The following is a 22,852-nucleotide window of genomic DNA, read 5'->3' as shown; positions in this document are numbered from 1 at the left end:
AACCTTTAAACTTGAAAAATTAAGCAAATATTTACTTAATTTCCCTTTTTTGAATTTCACCATTTTGCGTTTCAACGGTGATTGAATTATCAGTCATTTCTTTAACCAAATCTCCTTGGCATAGTGCTGATTGATAAAGCGAAATAACTGGAGTTGGAACATTTATAAAGGGACTATCTTGAAAGAATTTTTTATATTTCATTCCTAATTCTAAGCCCAATTGTTCCCCAGCTTTAATTTTAAACAAACGGCCAGCAATTGTTTCATTAGGATTCTTAAGCATTGCTTCAATCCACGTAATGGTACTCTGGTACTCAGGGTTATCAATTTCATTTGCGATAACTTTTAAGCGCTTGAATAACTGATTAGCCTTAAAAGCGTATTCCTCATTTAAGGCTTGATTGGGCTCACTTAGCGCAACTACATTATTATAGTTACGATTTTCTTGTAGCTCTAGTTTAGACCAATGATTTTGGTTAACTAAGACATCAATGATTAAAAGATGAATAAAATATAGAGTTCTCCTATCTAGCCCTTCTGCTGAAAAAGGATCATTATCTAACATTCTAAACTCTAAATAATCAATTTGTGTTTCTGCATGTCCCTTTAAAGTTTTTAACCGAACTGGTCCATAAAATTCGCTTTTAGCAAATAACGTTCCATTCTGAATGTATTCATTAAGACTAGTTTCGAAATCGGCAAAATTATCATATGAGACATCAATATCTTGTTGATTAGCAAAGCCATATTTACTTGATCTCCACGACTTTACAAACGGATGTTTGTGCTTAATCTCAGTTGGAATATTATCATTTTCGTTAAAATCTTGAATTGATGAACCAAACAAATATGTAATTAACCACCGATAACCAGTTAATTGTCTTGCAATCATAAACAATAATTCATTTTTAGCGGTTTGATAGTCACTAATTTGCTTTTCTTGTTGATAATTGAGAATGATTTCTTCATTTGGGGAGTAACTTACATGAATTCCACACATGATATGCTGAAACAATCCGTATTTTTGAATTAAGGTTTTTCGATAATCAACATACCAGTATCTTTCAAAATGATTTTCTAAAAAGTCTACGTCAGCTTGATTCATTTTAGGCGGCATTGAAAATGGCCAAATGATTTCTTGTTTTGTTAATTTTAATTGTAAAATTTTTTGTAGATTATGTAGTTGTTGGTGACTCTTTTTTACCGTATCCTGAGGAGCTGTAACTAGTTCTTCCATACTTTCAGAAAAATCCGTTTGAAAATAAGGTTGGGTTCGTCTATCACCTAGTTCGTGATTGTGTTTAATTTGAGAAATGGTTTTTGAATTAATGTCAACCCGATGTTCTTCAATTTCAATTCCAAATAAGCCCTTGGTTAATTCTGGAGTTAATTTCATGATGTTCACCGCTTACCTTTTTTATATTTCTGTAAGTTTACTTGGTTAGCATCATTTAGTCAATAATAATTTATACAAAAAGAACGTTGAAAACCCATGGTGTTTTCAACGTTCTTTTTAATTAATTAGTTGTTCTTTTTTGCAACTACTTCTTTTCCATCGTAGAAGCCACAACTTGGACATACGTAATGTGACTTACGTAATTCTCCACAGTTAGGACATGGACTCATGCCTGGAACAGTCAATTTGATGTGTCCCCGACGCATATCTCTTCTAGATTTTGAAGTTTTTCTCTTTGGTACAGCCATTAATAACAACCTCCCTTATTAATTAATTTCCACTAGTGAATTTTTAAGCCTTGTCATTATCTTTAGAATAAAAATTCTTCAAACTGGCAAGACGTGGATCAACTTTAATTGTTTCCTCCTCGTGATGATTAAAATCATCTTCAGAAATAACTTCCCAGTCATTTCCAGATGGCATTAATTTACCATCTTGTTCCTCAGGAGAAAGAACCTGCATTGGAATGTTAATAATAACATTATCAGCTACAGCTTTATCAAAATCAATGGTATCATCGTCCTCGTCAATTTTTAGTGCAACAACATCTTCTTCGTAACGATTTAATGCTGCTGTACTATTAACGTAAACTTCGTTAATTGCGAAGTCTAAATCAAGCTTAACCGGATCCAATGATCTTGATGAAGGAACAGTCACACTTCCATTTACGTGAGCATCAATAATCACATCGCCACTATCAGAAATGGCTGAAACTTTCACATCAAACGGAGTTGCATCTAAAATAACATCAGGATAACGTTCCATCAAATCTGCTTTCAAGTCTAATTTACCATTTTCTTCAAAAGCATCTTTTTTATATCCCTGTAATTTTTCAAAAGACCACTTCATAAAAAATAACCCCCAATGCAACAATCCAATTATACTTATAACTAAAAGCTATGTCAAGGTGTTTCACTTGATAGCTGTTGTTACTTATTCATTATAACAGGAAATCGATATAAATCCTGATGATTATGCAAGATTGTTCCAGTTAACAGATTCGCCTTACACTCTAAATAATCAAGTTGATCAAAAACTTTTTTATCAACTTTTGAAATCAAAGGTAAATCAAGTTCGCCTTTAACCTGATTCAAGTATGCTTGCCCTGTTTTAGTCATCCCTAATATTCGCAAATTATTTGAGCTCTTATCAATTTGTGCTTTATTTAATTTAAATAAAACGTAAACACAAAGTCTTTGTAACCGAGTGTAGGTATAACGTTTGCTTTTCACTAACTCGATAAACTCAGTAAAATTTTGCGCTTTAAGGGCGGCTTTTTTTAAGCGGTACTCTAATCCATCTGACATTTGGTAGATTTTTCGTAAATCAGTCAGATCAGTTTGATTAATTTCATACTTTAAATAAGGCCAAAAATCGTCCCAAAATAATGGGTGTAAATTTTCAAGCTTAACCGATGATTTGGGAATGAAGTTAATAAAGTCAGGGTCACCATTTTTAATTGCTTTGCGAATTGATTTACCGCTTGAAATATATTGCAACAATTCGGCATCATTATGGTCACTTTCCCGCCTTGGAATGGGCACTAGATCTAACTTAGCATTGAGCTTTTGCACCGCTTGGGCATACCAAAATCCTAAGGTATCATTGGGTGATGTTAAATTAAGCTTATATTTTTCTAACATCACTTTACTAAAAAGTTCAGGATAACTTGCTCGATAATTTTTAAAATGATTCGATTCCGGTTTGATTTTTAATTTTTTAAACCCATTAAAATCAAGCTCTGGATGTTCACTACCAAAGGAAAGAAACTGACATTGTAAAGCACTAACTAATTTAACAGCATTATAAGCAAAAATACTAGCTGGTTGTACAGCAGCTTGAATTGGCAATTCGATTACTAGATCTACCCCATTTTCTAAAGCCATCTGGGCCCTTGTCCATTTATCAAAAATAGCGGGTTCACCCCGTTGGGTCCAGTTACTACTCATGACTACTACCGTAACATCAGCATTGGTTGCTTGTTGTGCGCTTCTCAATTGATATAAATGGCCATTATGAAATGGATCATACTCAGTGATGATTCCAACCGCTGTTAAAGTCATTTTGACCCTTTCTCACACACAAAGAACCATCTAGTGGTTTGATCATCAATTGCTTGATCACCAAAGTCAGCACTAACCTTAATATGCTTAAAACCAGCTTTAGTTAACGCATTTTGATACGCTTGAAGCAGATACGTACGTTCAAAATGAGTTTCTGAATATTCATCGTAACCCTTTATTTGAGCATTATAACTAAAGAAAGTTAAATCATGTTCCACTGAGTGCGGAACTTCACCAATGTAGGTCGTCCACATGAAGGCGTGATCTTCGTCGTGAAAATTGTACATATAACCAGGATATTTAACGTCCGTTTGGTAAGGCGTAATCACATCAAACAAAAATTTACCTGATTGGTTTAAATGCTGGCTAACTTCATTAAACATTGTTTGGACTTCGTCAATATCACTAAGATAACAGATGGAATCATCAAAACAGGTAATTACATCAAAATAGCCTAATTCACTTAAATCCAGCATATTTTCGTTAAATAGCGGAGTTTCAGAAAAACCAGCTTCGTTAAGATGTTCATTAGCAATCGCTAACATATCATCCGACAGATCAGCGCCACTAGCACGGTAACCAGCCCTTTTCATCAAGACTAATAAGCGACCAGTTCCACAAGCTAAATCTAATATTTGGTCAGTTTCTTTAACGTTGTTATTTACAAAATCAATCCATTTTTCATATAAATCATTATCAAATAATTGATCATAAAAAGTGGCAAACTCAGTGTAAATCATCATTAATCCTCAGTAATCCATTCAGATACATCAACTGATTTTGCATCTGCCCATAATTTTTCTAGGTTGTAAAATTCACGAGTTTCAGTTTTGAAAACGTGCACAATGACGTCACCTAAATCCATCAAAATCCAGTTTGATTTGTCTTTACCTTCAAAATGAAGAATTTTAATGTTGTCTTCTTCAAGATGATCTTCAATGTTATTAGCAATCGCTTTAACTTGTCGTTCTGAACTTGCATCCATTACGACAAAATAACGACCCATTACGCTTAAATCTTCGATATTCAATAATACAATATCATTTGCACGACGTTCGTCGGCGGCCTTAATTACAGTTTCTAAAACTTTTTGGTTATCCATATTTTCTCCTATTTGAGTCCAGCAACAATCGAATTGTAAGCTACAATGGCAGCTGGATAAATTGCTTTATTTTTGCCAATCAATAATTGCATGGTTTTTTCGTTTTGATAAACCACACCCTGCCATAAATTTTTATGGGTGATTTTTCGAGCCTCATCGACTTCAGCAAAATCACGAGCTGGTTCAATAAAATCAGCCATATAAGTAATTTGTGCATATTGATCCATATCTGGTGCACCAATCGTGTGGTACTTAACGGCATTCAAAATGCGGGCATCATTAATGCCTAATTCTGCTTGAACCATTAAATATCCCACATATCCGTGCCAAATTGCCTTGCCATAATTTAACAAGTCTGGATCAAGGTGATGATCTTTAATTACTTTGATAAAGTCTTCATCAGGCCGTTGTTTTGCATAATCATGAACTAAACCTGCTAATCCGGCAATTTCTGGATCAACATGGTTTTCCTTTGCTAATTCAATTGCGGTTTGTTCAACCCGCAAACAGTGCTGAAATCGTTTATCATTGAGATGTTTTTGCATCTCTTCTAAAATTTCTTCACGGTTCATTTTCGCAAACTTTGTATAATCATATTTAATTTCACTCATAAAGCTGATGCTCCTTAATGTAATTTAAGACTTGATCTGGAACTAGATATTTTAAGTTATGATGCTCTTTAATCGCCTTTCTAACATCCGTAGACGAAAGGTCAATTAACGGCGTTGAAATCCATTTTACGGGATACTCTGTCACCTTTTCATTGCCTAAGCGTTCAATACCAACAAACGTCACCAGCTTCAATAAATCATTAATTCGATACCACTTGGGCAAATATGTCACCATATCTCCTCCAATAATAAAATAATAATCATTATATGGGTGATCTTTATTTAGTTGCAACATTGTATCAAAAGAATAACTTTTTCCACCACGATTAATTTCACAGGGTTCTAAGGCAAAATTAGGATTATCCTTAATTGCTAATTTAATCATCTCAGCTCGATCAGTTGCATTAATTGCATCCTTATGGTCAATATGCGGTGGCAAATAATCTGGCATAAATAAGACTTTATCTAAATTCAATTGTGCAAAAGCTTGCTCTGCCATTACTAAATGACCTAGATGAATCGGATTAAAAGTTCCACCTAAAATACCAATTTTTTTTCGTTCCATTACTGCTTCCTATAAACTAAATACGCCATTTGAAATGTCGCGATGCTTAGGGTTAGAAGATTGATCAAATAATAACACCGTTTTTCCAATGGTTTGAACTACATTAACGTCGCTATTTTTTTCAATGAAGGCTTTAACATCTTCCGTATCGACATCAGCACTTTGTTGAATACTGATTTTGACCAATTCACGACTATCAACTGCCTGAACAACTTCTTTAAGCCAAACTTCATTTAAGCCATTTTTTCCCACTGAAAAAATCGGACGTAAATGATTAGCATTGGCACGTAAAAATCTTTTTTGTTTACCTGTTAATTTCATAATTTCTCCTTAAAACATTGCTTTTCTAATTAAAACAGAGACACCTTTAGGAGCCCATCCAGCAACTACCGAACCCTTTGGTACTGTAATCCAACCTAATCCTTCAATCACTAAATCAGCAGTATCGTTCACCTTAAACTCATGACGTTGCAATGGAATGACATTTTCTTTACCAATTGGGGGATTTAATAATTCACCGGCATGCTTATCAAAGAATTCATCAGCATTTTCGGTCTTCGTTCGGTGAATCATTAAATTATTATCAACATAGACGGTAAAGCCAGCTTTAGGACCCTTAACATAGTCAAAACGTCCTAGGGCACCTAAAAACAAAGTTTGCCCTTCATTTAATTGATAAACTTTGGGCTTAATTCGTTTTTGTGGCGAAACATATTTTAAATCTTTAGCTGATAGATAATGAGCCATTTGACTAGCATGAATTACTCCTGGAGTATCAATTAAATCATGCCCATCATCTAAAGGAATCTTAATCATGTCTAAAGTAGTCCCTGGAAATTTAGAGGTTGTAATAACCTGTTCTTGTCCAGAAGCTTGGTGAATAATTTGATTGATTAAAGTTGATTTTCCAACATTAGTCACTCCCACTACGTAAACATCACGATCTTTTTGATGTTTTTTAATGGCCTCTAATAAATCGTCTACAGAACGATTGGTTTTTGCGGAAACTAATTCAATATCAATTGGTTTAATCCCCGCTTTATTTACCATTTGCCGAAGCCAATCTTTAATTTTGGTTTCTTTAAATGAAGAAGGTAATAAATCAACTTTATTTCCCACTAACATAATAGGATTATTTCCAACAAACCGTTGAATTCCAGGAATGATACTTCCGTTTACGTCGAAAATATCAACTACATAAACAACTAATGAATTGGTATCGCCAATTTTGCTCAATAAACGAAGAAATTCATCATCTGATACATCGACTGGCTGAATTTCATTATAATGACGCAGTCTAAAGCAACGTTGACAATATAATTCTCCGGTTTCAAGGCCGTTTTCAATGGCTGACTTAGGCGTATAACCGACCTTTTCTTTGTCAGTATCTTGAATTAAAGCACCACAACCAATACAATACAGTTTTTCTTCTAAAATTTTGTTAATTTCGTTATTTTCTACCATTAATCAATGTCTTCTTTCCAATTCAGGTTTGGGTATTTTTTCTTAAGCATTTTATAAACCACTGACTCCAGAAAACGATTTATTTTCGTTGGAAACATATCAGTTTCAACTAACGGCTTAACCCAAATACTTTTAATGTGACAATTATTAGCTGCCCAAACATCGGTCATTAATTGATCACCAACCATTACAACGTGTTTTGGGTTGAGATTGAAGCGTTTTAATGATTGTTTAATTCCGCGATTAAGGGGCTTTAACGCATGAGCTACGAACGGAATATCTAATTCAGCAACTGCAATTCCAACTCGTTTCGGATTGTTGTTAGAAACTACGATTACGTTAATTCCTGATTTTCGCATAAAAGTAATCCAATCTACAATCTTTTTAGTTCCAATTGAATTATTCCAAGGAATCAACGTATTGTCCAGGTCAGTCAAAATCGTATCAATTCCGTTTTTCTTTAATTTTTCTGGTGAAATGTGATATAAACTTTCAACCATCCATGTCGGTTTAAAAGCATCTAACATAACAAACCTTCTTTCTCATCTAATTACTTATTATTATTTTAAAGCATTTGAAGTCTAATTGGAAAGTTATTGAAGAAAAAAACCTCCACCAAAAAATTGATGGAAGTTTTTAATGTTTTAATTAAAGAGCTTTTTTAGCTTGTTCTACTAAAGCAGAAAATGCTTCAGCATCATTAACAGCTAAGTCAGCTAACATTTTACGGTTCATATCGATGTTAGCTGATTTCAAACCGTGCATTAATTTGCTGTAACTAATATCATTAATTCTAGCAGCAGCATTAATTCTAGTAATCCAAATTTTTCTGAAGTTACCTTTGTTGTTACGACGATCACGGAAAGCGTAAGTACGTGACTTCATTACTTGATCTTTAGCAGTTTTGAAAAGACGATGCTTAGCACCGCGGTATCCCTTAGCTAATTTAAGAACGCGTTTACGACGTTTACGTGTGGCAGTTCCACCTTTTACTCGTGGCATATTAAAATCCCCCTATAGTTAAATTATTTTCTTAAAAGTTCATTGTAAGTTTTGTTCCAGATACTACTAATCATATGTGTTCCACGTAAATGTCTACGTTGTTTCTTAGTTTTACCGTGGAAACGGTGACTAGTAAAGGCATGTGCACTTTTAAGTCCACCTTTAGCGGTTTTCTTAAATCTTTTGGCAACTGCACGGTTTGATTTCATCTTTGGCATAACAATATTCCTCCTCTTTAATTAAAGAAATTAATTATTTCTTTCGATTAGTACTTGGTGCAAGCATTAAGAACATACTACGGCCATCCATTTTTGCTCGTTGGGTAACAGTAGCAATATCAGAAAGTGCATCAGCCATTTTGTTAAGAACAGTCCGACCGATTTCCTTATGGGTAATGGCACGACCTTTGAATCTGATGGATACTCGAACTTTTTCACCCTTGCCTAAGAATTTTTGGGCATTCTTAAGCTTGGTATTAAAGTCATTAGTATCAATTGTAGGACTTAATCTAATTTCCTTAACACTAACAATTTTTTGTTTCTTACGGGCTTCACGATCTTTCTTTTGTTGATTGAAACGATACTTCCCATAATCAAGAATTTTAGCAACGGCTGGTTTAGCGTTAGGAGCAACAAGGACTAAGTCAAGATTTGCATCTTCGGCAATTTTCATTGCTTCTTGCTTTGTCTTTAGACCAAGCTTGTTACCATTATCATCAATAATCATCATTTCGCGGGCACGAATACCATCGTTAACCATTTGATCTCTCTTTGCTATAGTGGTTCACCTCCAAGTAATTTTAAAGCAGAAAAATAGCGGATACCCACAATGGATACCCGCTATCCCTATCGAAATAGGTCTTTCATTCGTAAAGCCCAGCGATTAAGATCACTTAGGCGAGAAGCGGGAAGCCTCTGCTTTTAACTATTTAATCATATCAACTTTATTTAACTTTGTCAACTGATTCTTTTTCTTTACTAGCATCTCTTGAGTAACTTGAAATGTCCTTTAAAATTTCCATTACAAATTCGTCAATTGACATATCACGGCTATTTTCTTCACCGTATTTCCGAACGGAAACGGTATTGTTCTTAACTTCGTTTTCACCAACTACAATTGTGTATGGAACTTTATGTGTTTGGGCATCACGAATTAAGTAACCCATTTTTTCGCTACGATCATCAACATGAGAGCGAATCTTAATAGCTGCAAGTTTTTCATTTAGCTTACGAGCATAATCTCCGTACTTTTCATCACTAACTGGAATAATTTCAACTTGTTTTGGTGCTAACCATGTTGGAAAAGCTCCCTTGTACATTTCAATTAGGTAAGCAGTAAATCTTTCCATTGTTGAAACAATTCCACGATGAATCATAACGGGACGGTGTTCTTTACCATCTTCACCCACGTAGTGTAAATCAAAACGTTCTGGAAGCATGAAGTCAAGTTGAATCGTTGATAAAGTTTCTTCATTACCTAAAGCGGTTTTAGTTTGAACATCAAGTTTTGGACCATAGAAAGCAGCTTCACCTTCGGCTTCAACGTAGTCTAAGCCAAGTTCATCCATGGCACCTTTAAGCATTGATTGAGCTTTGTTCCACATTTCATCATCATCAAAGTACTTTTCCGTATTCTTTGGATCACGATAACTAAGTCTAAATGTGTAATTATCGATATCAAAATCATCGTAAACATCCATCATTAATTTAAGAATCTTCTTAAATTCAGTTTGAATTTGGTCAGGAGCAACGAAAGTGTGTCCATCATTAAGGGTCATTTCACGAACTCGTTGTAATCCACTTAAAGCACCAGATTTTTCATAACGATGCATCATTCCTAATTCAGCAATTCGAAGTGGTAACTCACGATATGAACGAATATGGTGTTTGTAAATTTGAATATGTGAAGGACAGTTCATAGGACGTAATTCAAGCATTTCATCGTCGTCCATTTCCATTGGAGGAAACATGTCTTCACGATAATGATCCCAGTGACCTGATTGCTTGTACAAATCAAGGTTTGCTAAAACAGGAGTATAAACGTGTTGATAACCGTTAGCTAATTCTTTATCAGTAATGTAACGCTCAATTGTCCGACGAATGGTTGCACCATTAGGCATCCAGTATGGAAGACCGGCACCAACTTTAGGATCAACAAAGAATAAATCTAAATTATTTCCAATCACACGATGATCCCGTTCTTTAGCTTCTTGACGAGCTTTTAAATCAGCTTCAAGTTCTGCTTCTTTATAAAAAGCAGTCCCGTAAATTCTTTGAAGCATTGGGTTAGATGATTTCCCTTCCCAGTAAGCCCCTGCAACTGAAAGTAATTTAAAGTGTTTGAGGTTTTTAAGGCTAGGTGCAACAACACCTTGAGCTAGAGTTAATACTCCAGCAATGTCATAGAATAAAATATTATCTGAATCAAGTCCAGCAATAATTTTAGCTTGGTAAGGGTCCCCGTCCACTTCTTTAAGAGCTGCTTCTTTACTTAAGTAAACCCGTTTTACAGAAGCGTCGTTCTTGATGGTCCGTTTCATTTGATCAGCTAAATCTTTAAGCTCATCAGCACTAACTTGGCGTTCAGCTTTATCAGTATCAACATAGAAGCCATCTTCATCCGCTGAAATTTCACCAATTTTAATCCCATGGAATTGTTCTTTGGCAACTGTTTCTAATAATTGCGCAGCACTTTGCCGGAGAACTTGTAATCCTGCTTCTGAACCAGAAGTAATGATTTCAATTTTTCCTCCTTTTTGTAATGGTGCTAATACATCGACTAATTCACCGTCCACTTTACCAGCAACGGCTTTTTTAGCTAGACTAACTGAAATTGATTTAGCAATATCTTCAGTAGATACGCCAGCATCAAATTCTTTTTGCTTTCCATCTGGAAATTCAAAAGATAATTTTGACATAATATTTCCTCCTATAAAAAAAGCCCCTAGTATTTAATAATACCAGGGACGTCGTTAGACGCGGTTCCACCCAAATTCATCCAGTCTCCTGAATATCTCATTTGTCACCACTTGATTAAGTTTAATTTTAGTTAAGGTGGTAAATTAATAAATCCAACAAATAACTTTCAGAAACCGTTATTCTCTCTGCGAATTCATTATTAATTCATATCCTTGTTAATACCATACTCATCCCACTAATAAAAGTCAAGAACTAAGTCTAATCATTCCTTAAATTTTTTCCATTTACTTCCACTGGAGTTGCTAAAAATTTAACTCTTTCCATCAACCGTTTAGCTTTTAAGGGTTCAAAATCACCCTTGGCAGTTACAGCTAAATGTTCCTTTTCTAATTGTTCCATGGAAAAGTTAGAACTAAAGAAAGTTGATAGTTGATTTTGCATCCGATATTCCAAAATCACTCCTAAAACATCGTCACGAATCCACGCTGACATTGAGTCAGCACCGATATCATCAATCATTAAAACCGGAACCTTTTTCACTTGATCAACGCGGTTACCCACGGAATCCGTTTTTGAATTAATTAGCGATTTCATATCCATTGCAAACGAGGGAAAATGTAAAAATGTCGTTTTAATGTTGTCATGTGCTAACCGATGCGCGATAGCACTTAATAAATAAGATTTACCCACTCCAAAACTACCGTAAATATAAAAACCCTTGTGATATTCATTTGGATTATTTTCATATGAATTAATAAATTTAAGAGCTTGGACTAAAGCATTTTCCCGTTCGTCATTATCTTTATGGTAGTAGTCATTGATATCTGCATTCTGAAGGGCCTTAGACATTCCTAAGTCTTGAATATTATTTCTAATCTGCCTGGTTCGAGCTTGTGCTAAATAGGCTGAAGTTGGTTGGTAAGAAACTTCAATCGCATGATTGTTTACGACTAGTTTAGGCTCATAACCCTTAGCGTATGAATCAGTCCCTTTTCTCATTGCATTTCGTTTGTTAACAAATTCATATAAACTCGAGGCTGATTTTTTGATTGAATTATCCGTCAATTCATCCCGATTTTCTGCAATGAATTTTTTTACTTCCGGATCTGCATATACTTGCTTAATCAACTTTTGATATTCTTGTACATGATTTCCAGAAGCCATAATTGCTTTAAGATTTTTACCGACGCTTTCCACTATTGCTCACCTCATTTCTTTTCGTTAAATTTTTTAAGCATTTCCTCAACCGATTCCTTTGAATGCTTAGTTTCTGAGGTCTTTGAAGTCTGGTTACTAGTCGATGTATCTTTCGCCCAGTCTGGTAAAGTCTCTCGGACATTTAAATTAGTTCGTTGTTTTGCTTTTTGCCGTCGTTTATTTTTTTCTGCACTAATTTTACTATCACGAGTCTTAATTTGTTCTAATGCCTGTTCGGCCGATTGAATTTGGTTTTGAGCCCAATCGTTAGCAATTGTTTCTACTAAATTCTTATTTAACGTTGGATTATTTCGATCAACTAATAATAAATAAATTAGCATGTTAATTACATCCGTTTTTAATACCATTTTTTCTACTAATTGCGAAACCACCCGCTCTTCAGAACTAGTTGGAAATCCATTTTTTTCTTTTTTTAAGGCACTTAAAAAAATCAATGGTGCATAATTCTTAGCGGTTTGAATTAATTGCTGTTCTTCATTATCAAAATGATAGTTATTTTTAGGATTGGATTGAACTTTCTCAGTCTTAGTTTGCTTAAAATTGATTTGATTATTTCTTGATACTAATAACTTGAATTTTTGGGCATCAAAATGATTATTAGTTAAATTAGTGGCTTGTTCTACTAATTTTGCCATTGAAACTTCACTAATTCCATATAACAAATTAGTGGAAACAAATAACTCGTGATTTTTTTTAATATCATCCAGGTTCACAAATGAGTTATTTAAAATGTTCAACATCAACTTAAAGTCAAGGTTATCATGCTGACTAGTTACAGGTTGGGATTCATCTGGAATGATTTTTTGAACTTGTTTAATCGTATCAGGCAGGTTGGTTAGATTAGTTTGATTTACTGAATAAACTTCTAAAAAATCATGGGTGGTTTCAGTGGTCAAAGAAAAATCATAATTACGAGGTAATAATTCTTTAGCTAAATCTAAGTATTTAGATTCTCCTACCATTTCAAGCAAAATTTCACTAAGTAATCCATTATTAAAAAAGGCACTTGCATTTAAAGGTTTTGCTAATAAATACGTAACTAATTCCGTTTCGCTTTTAAAGGTTTGAACTAATCCTGCCCCTTCAAGTTTTAAACGAGCTTGATAAAGTTCACCACCGTCAATTCCAATTCCATTCATCAACGTAAAATGTTCGTGCTTTTCTGCATCGTTTTCCCATAAAGAGGTAATTAAAGCAAATGCATTAGCACCAATCATCGGTAAATATAATTTAGTTAGGATTTGTAAATCAGTTAAGTCCAAATCACCATTTCGATAAACGCGGTATTCTGTTTTAGGTTCAATAATTTGATTATTATTCATCACTTATTTTTCTTTTTTTGATGCGTCTTCACCCATCAACTCTTTCATTTTACTATAAAATTCATTCATATCTTTGAATTGACGATAAACACTTGCAAATCTAATGTAAGCAATCTCATCAATTTCTTTAAGCCCGGCCATCACGCCTTGACCGATTAGCTCACTTGAAACCTCATGGCTACCATTGTCATAATTTTCTAGCTTTCGCTTAGTATCATTCACAATTCGATTCATTTGTTCAAGTGAAACTGGCCTTTTTTCACATGAGCGAATAATTCCACGCAAAACTTTTTCAGAACTAAACTCTTCTCGGTTTCCATTTTTCTTAACCACTAACAAAGGCGACGCTTCAATTCTTTCGAAGGTGGTGAACCGGTGACCACAATTATTACATTCTCGTCGCCGTCTAATCTCGTTACCGACTTGAATCGGACGACTTTCTAGAACCTTTGAAGAGGTATGTTCGCATTTAGGACATTTCATTTTATCACCTCAAATTATCAATTAAACCTTGAACTTGTTTCTTTAAATCGTCAATTCCAGTTGAAGCATCAATTGAAAAATCTGATAAGTCTTTTTTGATTGCTTGGGGCCATTGACTATTAATTAACAAACTAGCCTTACTAATTGAAAGCTGATTTCGCTTAATCAATCTTTGCATTTGTACAATCGGATCACAAGTTATCATCACAACTTTATCAACGTAGATTTGTAAGCCATTTTCAAATAAAGTCGGGGCCTCAATGAAAACTAAGTCATCATAAGATGATTGACGTATTTCAGCAATTAAAAAAGGGTTTAGAATTCTAACTAATTTTTTTAAAGCTAATTCATCATTAAAAACAATTTTAGCTAATTTGGGGCGATTAACTTTGCCCGCATCAATGACATGCTCCCCAAAGATGTTGCTGATTCGTTGAATTACTACCTCATTTTCATTTTCTAAACAATGAACGGTTTGATCTAAGTCAATCACTTTAAAACCTTGAGTTCGTAAAATTTCGCCAACGGTGGACTTACCTGAGGCAATTCCACCAGTCAGTCCAATTATTCTAGTCACTTAAATCACCATGCATTTTTTGGCATTTAGGGCAAAAAGTGGTTCCCCGTTGTGCTACTTTAATCTTTTCCATTGCGGTACCACAACGTTCGCAGGCTTCACCTTTCCGACCGTAGGCATGAAGTTGATTTTGAAATTGTCCCGCTTCTCCATAAGCATTGGAATAAGAATGAACGGTAGTTCCGTGTCCCTTAACCGCAGCTGCAATTTCTTTAATAATGTTTTCACGTAAAAGCTTAATCTCTGCATCACTAAGCTCATTGGTAAGTTGTTCTGGATTGATTTTTGACATCCACAGAACTTCATCACAATAAATATTCCCTAATCCCGCAATCTTAGATTGATCTAATAAAAAGCCCTTGATTTTACGATGTGATTTGTGCATGATTTCTTTCATATACTCAAATTTCAAATCTTGCTCAGTTGGTTCTGGTCCAATCTTATTCAAACCAGATAAGTTATAAACGTCTTCATTTTTAACTAACGCCATTTTCCCAAACATTCTGGTATCTTTATAACGCAATTCACGACCATCGTTTAAATGAAAGACAACATTGGTATGTTTGGGTCTTTCAGTTCCCTCTGGCTGTACTTCATATTTTCCTTCCATTCTCAAATGAGAAACTAAGGTCAAATCATCACTGAGTCTAAATAAAAGATATTTTCCCCGACGATCAATATCAAGAATCTTTTTCCCTGCCAATTTGGCTGCAAAATCTTCAGCTGGCAAATTAATCATTTTAGGGTATAAAACTTCGACTGATTTAATGGTTGAACCTTTAACTAATTTATTTAATCCTTCACGAACAGTTTGAACTTCTGGTAATTCTGGCATGTTAGCCACCTCTTTTTTTATTTTTTAATATTATACCAATCTGATCCATAATGACTTTCAACTTTTAACGGAACTTTAAAATCAATGGCTGATTGACTGAGTAATTTATCAGTTTTCATAATTGAATCCATCACTTGTGGAACTAGTTTTTCTAAGATGGGAATTTCTGCTTCAGGAGCTTCAAAAATCAACTCATCATGAATTTGAAGTAACATTTTAGCCTGTAAGCCTTTTTCTTTTAAAACCGTTTGCATTTTAATCATAGCCGCTTTAATAATGTCTGCGGCACTCCCTTGAATTGGAGAATTCATTGCAATTCTTTCAGCAAATTGCCGTTGTTGGAATCGTTTAGAATTGATTTCTGGAATGTAACGCCGCCGATGCGAAATTGTTTCTACATAGCCATGCTCTTTCGCAAATTTCACTGAGTCTTCCATGTATTGCTTAACGCCTGGATATTCCTTGAAATACTTGTCAATAAAACGTTTTGCATCCGCATTGGAAATTCCAGTATTGTGAGCTAGTCCAAATGAACTAATTCCGTAAACAATTCCAAAGTTAACGGCTTTAGCTTGCCGCCGTAAAGACGACGTTATTTCAGCATCTTTGTCTAATTCAAAAATTCGGCGAGCGGTAGCAGCGTGAATATCTTCCCCACTATTAAAGGCCTCACGCATATTTTTATCACCAGAAATGGCAGCTAAGACGCGTAATTCAATTTGAGAATAATCAGAAGAAAATAATTTCCAACCTTGATGGCTAGGGACAAATGCTTCACGCACTTTCCGTCCTTCTTCAGTTCGAACGGGGATGTTTTGCAAATTAGGATCAACGGATGATAAACGCCCGGTTTGTGTCAAAGTTTGTAAATAACGGGTATGGACTTTCCCATCATCCGTAATATCAGCTTTGATTCCATCGAGATAAGTTGAGATTAGTTTAGTCAATTGACGATAATTAAGAATATTTTCAATAATTGGGTAGTCAGGTGCCAGTCTTTCTAAAACGTCAACTGCAGTTGAGTAGCCAGTCTTAGTTTTTTTAATGACTGGAAGCCCCATTTTTTCAAATAAAACAATCCCTAATTGTTTGGGTGAACCAATGTTAAATTCTTCGCCGGCTTCTTGGTAAATTTTTTGTTTATATTCACTAACTCGTTCGGTAAATTTACTTTTTAGTTCTTCTAGTTTGTCCTGGTTGACAGTAATTCCTTGAATTTCCATTGCACTCAAGACACGGGCTAACGGTAACTCTAGCTCCCGATATAAATCAGACTGTTGATGTTCCTCTAGTTTTTTGAGCATTTGTTTTTTTAACGTTGAAATGGCTAAAGTTTTTCTTACCATATGTTCGAAAAGTTCTTGGTTATCCGGAATCTTAAGGCTTTTACCTTTTCCGTAGACCTCTTCATCTGATAAAACGCCAAAATACCCATGACGATTAGCTACTTCGCCAATATCATCTTCATTGTTTAACGTATTAATTAGGTACGAAACCAATAACATATCAAAATCAACGCCTTGAAGGTGCACATCATTACGATGTAGTCCCACAATTTGCGCTTTAGTATCGAAAATGTTTTTGTTGATATCATTATTTTCTAAGATTTGTTTAACCCGCTGATCAGCTAATAGACTCATGTCACGACTAACCAACCATTTTTCACCATTACCGATTACAAATCCCAGCTGTTCAGCGGTATGGTAGTTAGGGTTAATGGTTTCAAGATTAAAGGTAATTTCATTGCCTAAAGTGCTAAGCTCATCAAGATTAGCTTCACTTAGTTCAGTATATTTAACCTCAGGTAATTCAATTTTAGACGTTCCCAGTTGATTATCAGAATTGGTTGAGCTATTCAAAAATGATTTAAATCCCATTTTTTTATAAAAATCAGACAGAGCTGGTTCTTGCGGACCCTGATAAATCAAATCAGCTAATTTTAAGTCAATGGGAGCATCAGTATCAATTGTAGCTAACTTTTTAGATAAAAAAGCTTGTTGTTCATCGTTAACTAAATGTTCTTTTAATTTTTTGGCTGTAATTTTATCAATATTATCATAAATTCCTTGAACTGTACCATACTGCTTAATTAATTTAATGGCGGTTTTAGGTCCTACTTTCTCAACTCCAGGATAGTTATCTGAAGTATCACCTTGAAGACCCTTTACATCAATGATTTGTCCCGGTTTGATTCCCATCGTTTTTTCAACATATTCTGGGGTATATGCTTCAAGATCACTGACCCCTTTTTTAGAAACACTAACGGTTGTCTTTTCAGAACAAAGTTGAGTTAAATCGCGATCTCCAGTAATAATATCGACGTGATAACCTGCTTTTTCAGCCATTTTGGCAGTTGTGCCAATAATATCATCAGCTTCATAATCTTTTAATTCGTAAGTTTTAATGCCTCTAGCTTTTAATAACTTCATTACATATGGAAACTGTTCGCGTAATTCATCAGGCATTTTAGCGCGTCCTGCTTTATAATCAGCGTACATTTTCGTTCGGAAAGTCTTTTTACCAGCATCGAATGCAGCTAAAACTGCAGTTGGCTTGATATCAGCTAAAATATCATTTAACATCCGATTAAATCCATAAATTGCACTTGTATGCAATCCATCCGGACTTGTAAACCGATCCATTGAGGTATATAAAGCAAAAAAGGCTTTATAAGTTAATGAATTCCCATCAATTAATAAAAGTTTTTTTTCGGTCATCGGGAAGCTCCTCCAAGTTTGTTTATTATATTTTAACACTAGTTTTTAAGTAAAAAAAAGTATGACTATTCGTCATACTTTTAGTTTTAGTTAATTTTTTTACTTAAGTGACTAAGTAAGTCTTCATAACTTCTTTCATATTTTTGAATATCACCAGCACCCATAAAGATTACAACCGCATCATTGTAGTCTAAGAGTGGAGAAACATTATCTTCTTTAATTAAAGCAGCTCCAGGAATTTTATTAACTAAGTCTTGGCTACTAATATTACCCGATTTTTCCCGTGGTGATCCATAAATCTTGGTAATGTAAACATGGTCAGCCTTAGAAAGGGTTTTGGCAAAATCATCAAGGTATGCAATTGTTCGACTAAAAGTATGTGGTTGGAAAACCGCAATGATTTCCTTGTTAGGAAATTCTTGTCGAGCAGCATCTAAAGTAGCCTTGATTTCAGAAGGATGATGAGCGTAATCATCAATGATAGTCATATCACCAACTTTGATTTTTGAAAAACGCCGTTTAACTCCTTGGAAGGTTAACAATTCCCGTTGAATTTCATCTAAATCAACTTCTTCAAAATAAGAAACGGCAATTACTGCAAGTGAGTTAAGCACGTTATGTTCACCAAACAACGGAATTTCAAAACGACCTAAATCTTCACCTCTAAAGAAGACGTTGAAAGTTGATCCAGACGTAGTTCGTTTAATATCAACTGCTCTAAAATCATCTTTTTCACCAGTTCCATAATAATAAACCGGAACATCAGCTTTAATTTTGCGAAGATAAGGATCATCTCCCCATGCAAAAATCCCTTTTTTGACGTGTGTAGCAAACGTTTGAAAGGCATCAAAAACATCATCAATTCCGGTATAGTAATCAGGATGATCAAAATCAATGTTAGTCATGATGGCATAATCTGGATAGGTTGGCATAAAATGACGACGATATTCATCAGCTTCATAAACGAAGAAGCGGGCATCAGGAATTGCATTCCCAGTTCCATCACCAACTAAATAATCAGTTGGGGCAATTCCACTAAGGACATGAGCTAATAATCCAGTGGTACTTGTTTTACCGTGAGCCCCACAAACTGCAATACTCGTGTATCCCTTGATTAATTCACCTAAAAATTCTGGATATCTAAAGATTGGAAGATCTAGTTCTTTAGCTCGAACCACTTCTGGCTGATCATCTTCAAAGGCATTTCCCACAATTAAAGTCATGCCTTTTTTGATGTTATTGGGGTTAAATGGGAATACTTTAATTCCAGCATCTTCTAATCCTTTTTGCGTAAAAGTATATTTTTCAATATCTGATCCTTCAACTTTACAACCCATATCTTTAACGACAAGGGCCATCGCACTCATACCCGTTCCCTTAATTCCAACGAAATAGTATGTCGTATTTTTATCAATTTTTAATTCTGGTTTAGTCATTATTTATGAAAGCTCCTCTTAATTTCTGTATCAAATAGTATCATATCATTTTTATTGATCAGATATTTAATTTATGAAAATCATCCTCAGTTAAATAAACATCACGAGGCTTTGAACCGTGTTGTCCGGAAATGAAATTATTTTTTTCCAAATCATCAATGATGGTTGCTGCTCGATTATAGCCAATTGAGAAAACTCTTTGCAATTTAGAAGTTGAAACATTATCTTCCGTAGCGATGTATTCCAATACTCGTTTCCAAATTTCATCGTGCTTAGCAGCTTGATCAACACTTTTTAAAAGTGATTTAGGATCAAAATCATAACGAACACTAGCTTGGTTACGAACAAAAGCAGTAACTGCTTCGACCTCTTGATTGGTAACAAAGGCTCCTTGTAAACGTTCAGGCTTATTAGCACCGTTCGCGAGATACAACATATCCCCTTTTCCAAGTAACCGTTCTGCCCCAGCTTGGTCAATAATGGTTCTTGAATCAATTTGGCTTGAAACCATAAAAGCAATCCGAGTTGGAATGTTATTTTTAATCGTCCCAGTTACAATATCAACACTGGGACGTTGAGTTGCCACAATCAAATGAATACCGGCCGCCCGAGCCTTTTGCGTAATTCTCACAATGTAATCCTGCGCTTCATTTGAAGCTACCATCATTAAATCTGCTAATTCATCGATTACCACTAAAATGTATGGTAATTTATCTTGATCACGGTTAGCAGCATGGGCTTTTTGGTTATATTGCTCAATGTTACGAACCCCAGCTGCAGCTAACCGATCATAACGATTATCCATTTCACTTGTAACCCATTTTAAGGCTGCTGAAGCCTCTTTTGGATCTGAAATAACGGGTGAAATAAGATGGGGAATTTCATTGTATGGAGCTAATTCTACGGCTTTCGGGTCAATTAGAAGCATCCGCAACTCACTTGGAGAAGCATGATAGAGTAATGATACTAATAAGCTATTAATAAACACACTTTTCCCTGAACCTGTTGCCCCAGCAATTAAAGCATGTGGCATTTTATTTAGGTTTGCTGTAACCGGACTACCTTCAATATCAACCCCCATTGCAACCTCGGTAATTGATTGATTATTTTTAAATTTAGGTGCTTCTAAAATTTCAGATAACATTACCGGACGTGGATTACGATTAGGAATTTCAATTCCAACGGTAGATTTTCCTGGAATTGGAGCTTCAATTCGAATATCTTTGGCAGCCAATGCCATTTTTAAATCATCGGTTAGATTGGTAACCTTACTAACCTTCACCCCTAAATCTAACTTAACTTGAAATTGAGTAACGGTGGGACCGTCAGTCCAATCAACGACGTGTCCTTTAACGTGAAAGGCTTGTAGCGTATTGTCTAAAGTAATTGCTTGATCAGTAATCCAATCATCCATATCAGAATCAACGTCATTTACTGGTGGAACTAACAATTGATTGCTTGGAAAGTGGTAATTTTGACTATCAAACTTAGGATTACTAGTTTGAGTAATAAAATGATCATTTTCGTCTGAGTCTACTTCAGTTTTTTTGATACTGCTAGTTTGTGTGATAGCTTCATGTGGAGCTGAATGAACTTCAGTAGTCGGCGATTCTAGCTCAGCCACTTCACCTGGTTCACTGTCATTGTTCTTAAGCAGTGAATTATGCTGTTCTTTTTGTCGTTCTTTGTTGAACAATGGTAAATTATCAGCCAAACCAGATTCATCTTTAAAAATATCGCTCAAAGAATGACCTAATCCCCGATTATTGTTAGACTTCTTCGCAGTCACATTAGACTTATCCACAGTGTTTTCATTTTTGTTTTCATAATTTTTTTGTTCATTATTAGCAGACAAACTACTTATTGCTTCATTTACATTTTTTTGTTCTACTTGTGGTTCAGGATTAGCTAAAGTGGACTTATTTGAAACTAGGTTATCATCACTAGTTTCAATAATTTCAGGTTTGATATTTTCTTGGGGCTGAGGAACGTTTGTTTTTAGTGGTAGAGTTTCATGGGATAATTGATCATCTTTATTATCACTAATTAAGATTAAGTTAGTTTGATTTTCAAGCGTTTCAATGGCCTTTTTGTAACGGGTTGTAAATTCACTAGTTCTTCGATTAAAAACTCTTTCTGCATCAAAAATTTTTTTAGGCTGAAAAGACTGAGTCTGTTCGACTAAGTTAGACTTGGATTCAGCTCTATTTACCTTAATAAATCGTGGCTTTACCTTATTTGCTTCTAATTTCTTACTATTTTTGTCTCCCCTACTCTTTTGACTTAGCAGTTTCGGATTGACTTGACCAGAATTAGTGCTTTTAAAGGGAACTTCGCCTTTAAAATATTTTCTAAAAAAAGCTGGCCCATCATAACGATCCATATTTTTCACCTTAACTCTATTTATGTATAAAAAACGAATAATTTCTATTCGTCAAAAAGGGTACTTGCTTTAGCAAAATCAAATGGTTCTCCCACTTTATAAGTGTCAGGCAAAATCAAAGCACCAGGTCGATCAGGTGCGTTGGGAATTTTAAGCTCTCTACCAGAACAAATCATTCCGTCACTTTCGACTTCTTTTAATTCACTAGGCCAAATAATTAGCCCACTAGGCATCATTGCACCAACTTCGGCAACCACTACCTTAATGCCTTCTTGCATATTTGGTGAACTACTTACAATTTGGAGAGTTTTTCCATCTTCCACTTCTGTTTCCGTGATGTGAAGATGGCTTGATTTAGGATGCTCTTTCATTGATTTAACATAACCAACTACAAATTTAGGTGCTACTTTAGCGGGTAACTGCTTAGAAAAACCAGCTGCCTTAATTTCATGATTTAATTTTTCAATTTGGTCAACAGTTAATGTAACTTGGCCATTTTCGTTTTTAATTTCAGGAAGAAGCTTACTAACGTTAAAAATGTTATATCCGATGATTTCACCATCTTCATTTTTAATCGCAACAATCCCATTATTTTTTTCGTTAGTTTGTAATCCTTTATCTTGTCCTAAGACAACGACTAAAACATCACCAATTTGTTTAAAATTGTAACTTGCAATCATCATTTTAACAAACTCCTATT

General features: G+C 34.9%; 24 protein-coding genes and 1 other annotated feature. All 24 genes read right to left on the bottom strand.

What is annotated here, in order from left to right; genetic code table 11:
• Positions 1–31: 31 nt before the first annotated feature.
• Positions 32–1,396, bottom strand: coding sequence for a glutamate--cysteine ligase (locus tag ACEPSS_RS06020; protein WP_395318300.1), 1,365 nt, complete (start codon positions 1,394–1,396; stop codon positions 32–34).
• A gap of 125 nt (positions 1,397–1,521) precedes the next feature.
• Entirely contained in the window at positions 1,522–1,704 is a 183-nt protein-coding gene (rpmF, locus tag ACEPSS_RS06015; RefSeq protein ID WP_395318298.1) for a 50S ribosomal protein L32, read from the bottom strand.
• Between the two features lie 43 nt (positions 1,705–1,747).
• Entirely contained in the window at positions 1,748–2,305 is a 558-nt protein-coding gene (locus tag ACEPSS_RS06010; RefSeq protein ID WP_395318296.1) for a YceD family protein, read from the bottom strand.
• Positions 2,306–2,385: 80 nt separating this feature from the next.
• Positions 2,386–3,519, bottom strand: a complete 1,134-nt coding sequence (locus ACEPSS_RS06005; protein WP_395318294.1) for a nucleotidyltransferase — start codon at positions 3,517–3,519, stop codon at positions 2,386–2,388.
• Positions 3,516–4,259: a class I SAM-dependent DNA methyltransferase gene (locus ACEPSS_RS06000; RefSeq protein ID WP_395320508.1), complete on the bottom strand. Its 744-nt coding sequence runs from the start codon at positions 4,257–4,259 to the stop codon at positions 3,516–3,518. The genes ACEPSS_RS06005 and ACEPSS_RS06000 overlap by 4 nt, the downstream gene beginning before the upstream one ends.
• 2 nt (positions 4,260–4,261) lie before the next feature.
• Complete coding sequence (gene rsfS, locus ACEPSS_RS05995) at positions 4,262–4,621, bottom strand: ribosome silencing factor (protein ID WP_395318292.1); 360 nt, start codon at positions 4,619–4,621, stop codon at positions 4,262–4,264.
• Between the two features lie 8 nt (positions 4,622–4,629).
• Positions 4,630–5,232 (bottom strand): bis(5'-nucleosyl)-tetraphosphatase (symmetrical) YqeK, encoded by a 603-nt coding sequence (gene yqeK, locus ACEPSS_RS05990; RefSeq protein WP_395318290.1) that lies wholly within the window; start codon positions 5,230–5,232, stop codon positions 4,630–4,632.
• On the bottom strand, positions 5,225–5,797 hold the full coding sequence (locus ACEPSS_RS05985) for a nicotinate-nucleotide adenylyltransferase (RefSeq protein WP_395318288.1): 573 nt from the start codon (positions 5,795–5,797) through the stop codon (positions 5,225–5,227). The genes yqeK and ACEPSS_RS05985 overlap by 8 nt, the downstream gene beginning before the upstream one ends.
• Positions 5,798–5,806: 9 nt before the next feature.
• Positions 5,807–6,118 (bottom strand): ribosome assembly RNA-binding protein YhbY, encoded by a 312-nt coding sequence (gene yhbY / locus ACEPSS_RS05980; protein ID WP_395318286.1) that lies wholly within the window; start codon positions 6,116–6,118, stop codon positions 5,807–5,809.
• 9 nt (positions 6,119–6,127) lie between these two features.
• On the bottom strand, positions 6,128–7,261 hold the full coding sequence (gene yqeH, locus ACEPSS_RS05975) for a ribosome biogenesis GTPase YqeH (RefSeq protein WP_395318284.1): 1,134 nt from the start codon (positions 7,259–7,261) through the stop codon (positions 6,128–6,130).
• Positions 7,261–7,788, bottom strand: a complete 528-nt coding sequence (locus ACEPSS_RS05970) for a YqeG family HAD IIIA-type phosphatase (protein WP_395318282.1) — start codon at positions 7,786–7,788, stop codon at positions 7,261–7,263. Before ACEPSS_RS05970 ends, yqeH begins: the two co-directional genes overlap by 1 nt.
• 121 nt (positions 7,789–7,909) lie before the next feature.
• Positions 7,910–8,263 carry a 50S ribosomal protein L20 gene (rplT, locus tag ACEPSS_RS05965; RefSeq protein WP_395318280.1) on the bottom strand — a complete coding sequence of 118 codons (354 nt, stop codon included), beginning with the start codon at positions 8,261–8,263 and terminating at the stop codon, positions 7,910–7,912.
• A 23-nt stretch (positions 8,264–8,286) separates the two neighbouring features.
• Positions 8,287–8,481 carry a 50S ribosomal protein L35 gene (rpmI, locus tag ACEPSS_RS05960; protein ID WP_395318278.1) on the bottom strand — a complete coding sequence of 65 codons (195 nt, stop codon included), beginning with the start codon at positions 8,479–8,481 and terminating at the stop codon, positions 8,287–8,289.
• A gap of 34 nt (positions 8,482–8,515) precedes the next feature.
• On the bottom strand, positions 8,516–9,022 hold the full coding sequence (infC, locus tag ACEPSS_RS05955; RefSeq protein WP_395318276.1) for a translation initiation factor IF-3: 507 nt from the start codon (positions 9,020–9,022) through the stop codon (positions 8,516–8,518).
• A gap of 42 nt (positions 9,023–9,064) precedes the next feature.
• Positions 9,065–9,189: a sequence feature (ribosomal protein L20 leader region), on the bottom strand.
• 17 nt (positions 9,190–9,206) lie between these two features.
• The gene (gene thrS, locus ACEPSS_RS05950) at positions 9,207–11,180 is read right to left on the bottom strand and encodes a threonine--tRNA ligase (protein WP_395318274.1); all 1,974 of its coding nucleotides are present in this window, start codon (positions 11,178–11,180) and stop codon (positions 9,207–9,209) included.
• A 259-nt stretch (positions 11,181–11,439) separates the two neighbouring features.
• The gene (dnaI, locus tag ACEPSS_RS05945; protein ID WP_395318272.1) at positions 11,440–12,378 is read right to left on the bottom strand and encodes a primosomal protein DnaI; all 939 of its coding nucleotides are present in this window, start codon (positions 12,376–12,378) and stop codon (positions 11,440–11,442) included.
• Positions 12,379–12,389: 11 nt separating this feature from the next.
• Positions 12,390–13,721, bottom strand: coding sequence for a DnaD domain protein (locus ACEPSS_RS05940; RefSeq protein ID WP_395318270.1), 1,332 nt, complete (start codon positions 13,719–13,721; stop codon positions 12,390–12,392).
• A gap of 3 nt (positions 13,722–13,724) precedes the next feature.
• The gene (nrdR, locus tag ACEPSS_RS05935; protein ID WP_395318268.1) at positions 13,725–14,204 is read right to left on the bottom strand and encodes a transcriptional regulator NrdR; all 480 of its coding nucleotides are present in this window, start codon (positions 14,202–14,204) and stop codon (positions 13,725–13,727) included.
• Positions 14,205–14,208: 4 nt separating this feature from the next.
• Positions 14,209–14,781, bottom strand: a complete 573-nt coding sequence (gene coaE, locus ACEPSS_RS05930) for a dephospho-CoA kinase (protein ID WP_395318266.1) — start codon at positions 14,779–14,781, stop codon at positions 14,209–14,211.
• Positions 14,774–15,616 carry a DNA-formamidopyrimidine glycosylase gene (gene mutM, locus ACEPSS_RS05925; RefSeq protein WP_395318265.1) on the bottom strand — a complete coding sequence of 281 codons (843 nt, stop codon included), beginning with the start codon at positions 15,614–15,616 and terminating at the stop codon, positions 14,774–14,776. The genes coaE and mutM overlap by 8 nt, the downstream gene beginning before the upstream one ends.
• Before the next feature lie 17 nt (positions 15,617–15,633).
• Entirely contained in the window at positions 15,634–18,333 is a 2,700-nt protein-coding gene (polA, locus tag ACEPSS_RS05920; protein ID WP_395318263.1) for a DNA polymerase I, read from the bottom strand.
• 86 nt (positions 18,334–18,419) lie between these two features.
• Positions 18,420–19,769 (bottom strand): UDP-N-acetylmuramate--L-alanine ligase, encoded by a 1,350-nt coding sequence (murC, locus tag ACEPSS_RS05915; protein WP_395318261.1) that lies wholly within the window; start codon positions 19,767–19,769, stop codon positions 18,420–18,422.
• 58 nt (positions 19,770–19,827) lie between these two features.
• Positions 19,828–22,152 (bottom strand): DNA translocase FtsK, encoded by a 2,325-nt coding sequence (locus ACEPSS_RS05910; protein WP_395318259.1) that lies wholly within the window; start codon positions 22,150–22,152, stop codon positions 19,828–19,830.
• A 44-nt stretch (positions 22,153–22,196) separates the two neighbouring features.
• The gene (gene ytpR / locus ACEPSS_RS05905) at positions 22,197–22,835 is read right to left on the bottom strand and encodes a YtpR family tRNA-binding protein (RefSeq protein WP_395318258.1); all 639 of its coding nucleotides are present in this window, start codon (positions 22,833–22,835) and stop codon (positions 22,197–22,199) included.
• Positions 22,836–22,852 lie beyond the last annotated feature (17 nt).

Source organism: Fructilactobacillus frigidiflavus (assembly GCF_044054575.1).
Lineage (GTDB): Bacteria > Bacillota > Bacilli > Lactobacillales > Lactobacillaceae > Fructilactobacillus > Fructilactobacillus frigidiflavus.
Note: the sequence above shows the minus strand (reverse complement) of the source record. Positions and strands in the feature narration are given on the sequence as shown.

Bases quoted from the DNA above. Each gene is read 5' to 3' on its own strand.
- ACEPSS_RS06020 (WP_395318300.1), bottom strand. From the start codon at position 1,396: ATGAAATTAACTCCAGAATTAACCAAGGGCTTATTTGGAATTGAAATT.
- rpmI (WP_395318278.1), bottom strand. From the start codon at position 8,481: ATGCCAAAGATGAAATCAAACCGTGCAGTTGCCAAAAGATTTAAGAAA.
- mutM (WP_395318265.1), bottom strand. From the start codon at position 15,616: ATGCCAGAATTACCAGAAGTTCAAACTGTTCGTGAAGGATTAAATAAA.
- ACEPSS_RS05985 (WP_395318288.1), bottom strand. From the start codon at position 5,797: ATGGAACGAAAAAAAATTGGTATTTTAGGTGGAACTTTTAATCCGATT.
- yqeK (WP_395318290.1), bottom strand. From the start codon at position 5,232: ATGAGTGAAATTAAATATGATTATACAAAGTTTGCGAAAATGAACCGT.
- ACEPSS_RS05970 (WP_395318282.1), bottom strand. From the start codon at position 7,788: ATGTTAGATGCTTTTAAACCGACATGGATGGTTGAAAGTTTATATCAC.
- ACEPSS_RS05940 (WP_395318270.1), bottom strand. From the start codon at position 13,721: ATGAATAATAATCAAATTATTGAACCTAAAACAGAATACCGCGTTTAT.
- yhbY (WP_395318286.1), bottom strand. From the start codon at position 6,118: ATGAAATTAACAGGTAAACAAAAAAGATTTTTACGTGCCAATGCTAAT.
- rpmF (WP_395318298.1), bottom strand. From the start codon at position 1,704: ATGGCTGTACCAAAGAGAAAAACTTCAAAATCTAGAAGAGATATGCGT.
- yqeH (WP_395318284.1), bottom strand. From the start codon at position 7,261: ATGGTAGAAAATAACGAAATTAACAAAATTTTAGAAGAAAAACTGTAT.
- nrdR (WP_395318268.1), bottom strand. From the start codon at position 14,204: ATGAAATGTCCTAAATGCGAACATACCTCTTCAAAGGTTCTAGAAAGT.
- ACEPSS_RS06010 (WP_395318296.1), bottom strand. From the start codon at position 2,305: ATGAAGTGGTCTTTTGAAAAATTACAGGGATATAAAAAAGATGCTTTT.
- ACEPSS_RS06005 (WP_395318294.1), bottom strand. From the start codon at position 3,519: ATGACTTTAACAGCGGTTGGAATCATCACTGAGTATGATCCATTTCAT.
- rsfS (WP_395318292.1), bottom strand. From the start codon at position 4,621: ATGGATAACCAAAAAGTTTTAGAAACTGTAATTAAGGCCGCCGACGAA.
- ACEPSS_RS05910 (WP_395318259.1), bottom strand. From the start codon at position 22,152: ATGGATCGTTATGATGGGCCAGCTTTTTTTAGAAAATATTTTAAAGGC.
- ACEPSS_RS06000 (WP_395320508.1), bottom strand. From the start codon at position 4,259: ATGATTTACACTGAGTTTGCCACTTTTTATGATCAATTATTTGATAAT.
- infC (WP_395318276.1), bottom strand. From the start codon at position 9,022: ATGGTTAACGATGGTATTCGTGCCCGCGAAATGATGATTATTGATGAT.
- thrS (WP_395318274.1), bottom strand. From the start codon at position 11,180: ATGTCAAAATTATCTTTTGAATTTCCAGATGGAAAGCAAAAAGAATTT.
- polA (WP_395318263.1), bottom strand. From the start codon at position 18,333: ATGACCGAAAAAAAACTTTTATTAATTGATGGGAATTCATTAACTTAT.
- murC (WP_395318261.1), bottom strand. From the start codon at position 19,769: ATGACTAAACCAGAATTAAAAATTGATAAAAATACGACATACTATTTC.
- ytpR (WP_395318258.1), bottom strand. From the start codon at position 22,835: ATGATGATTGCAAGTTACAATTTTAAACAAATTGGTGATGTTTTAGTC.
- rplT (WP_395318280.1), bottom strand. From the start codon at position 8,263: ATGCCACGAGTAAAAGGTGGAACTGCCACACGTAAACGTCGTAAACGC.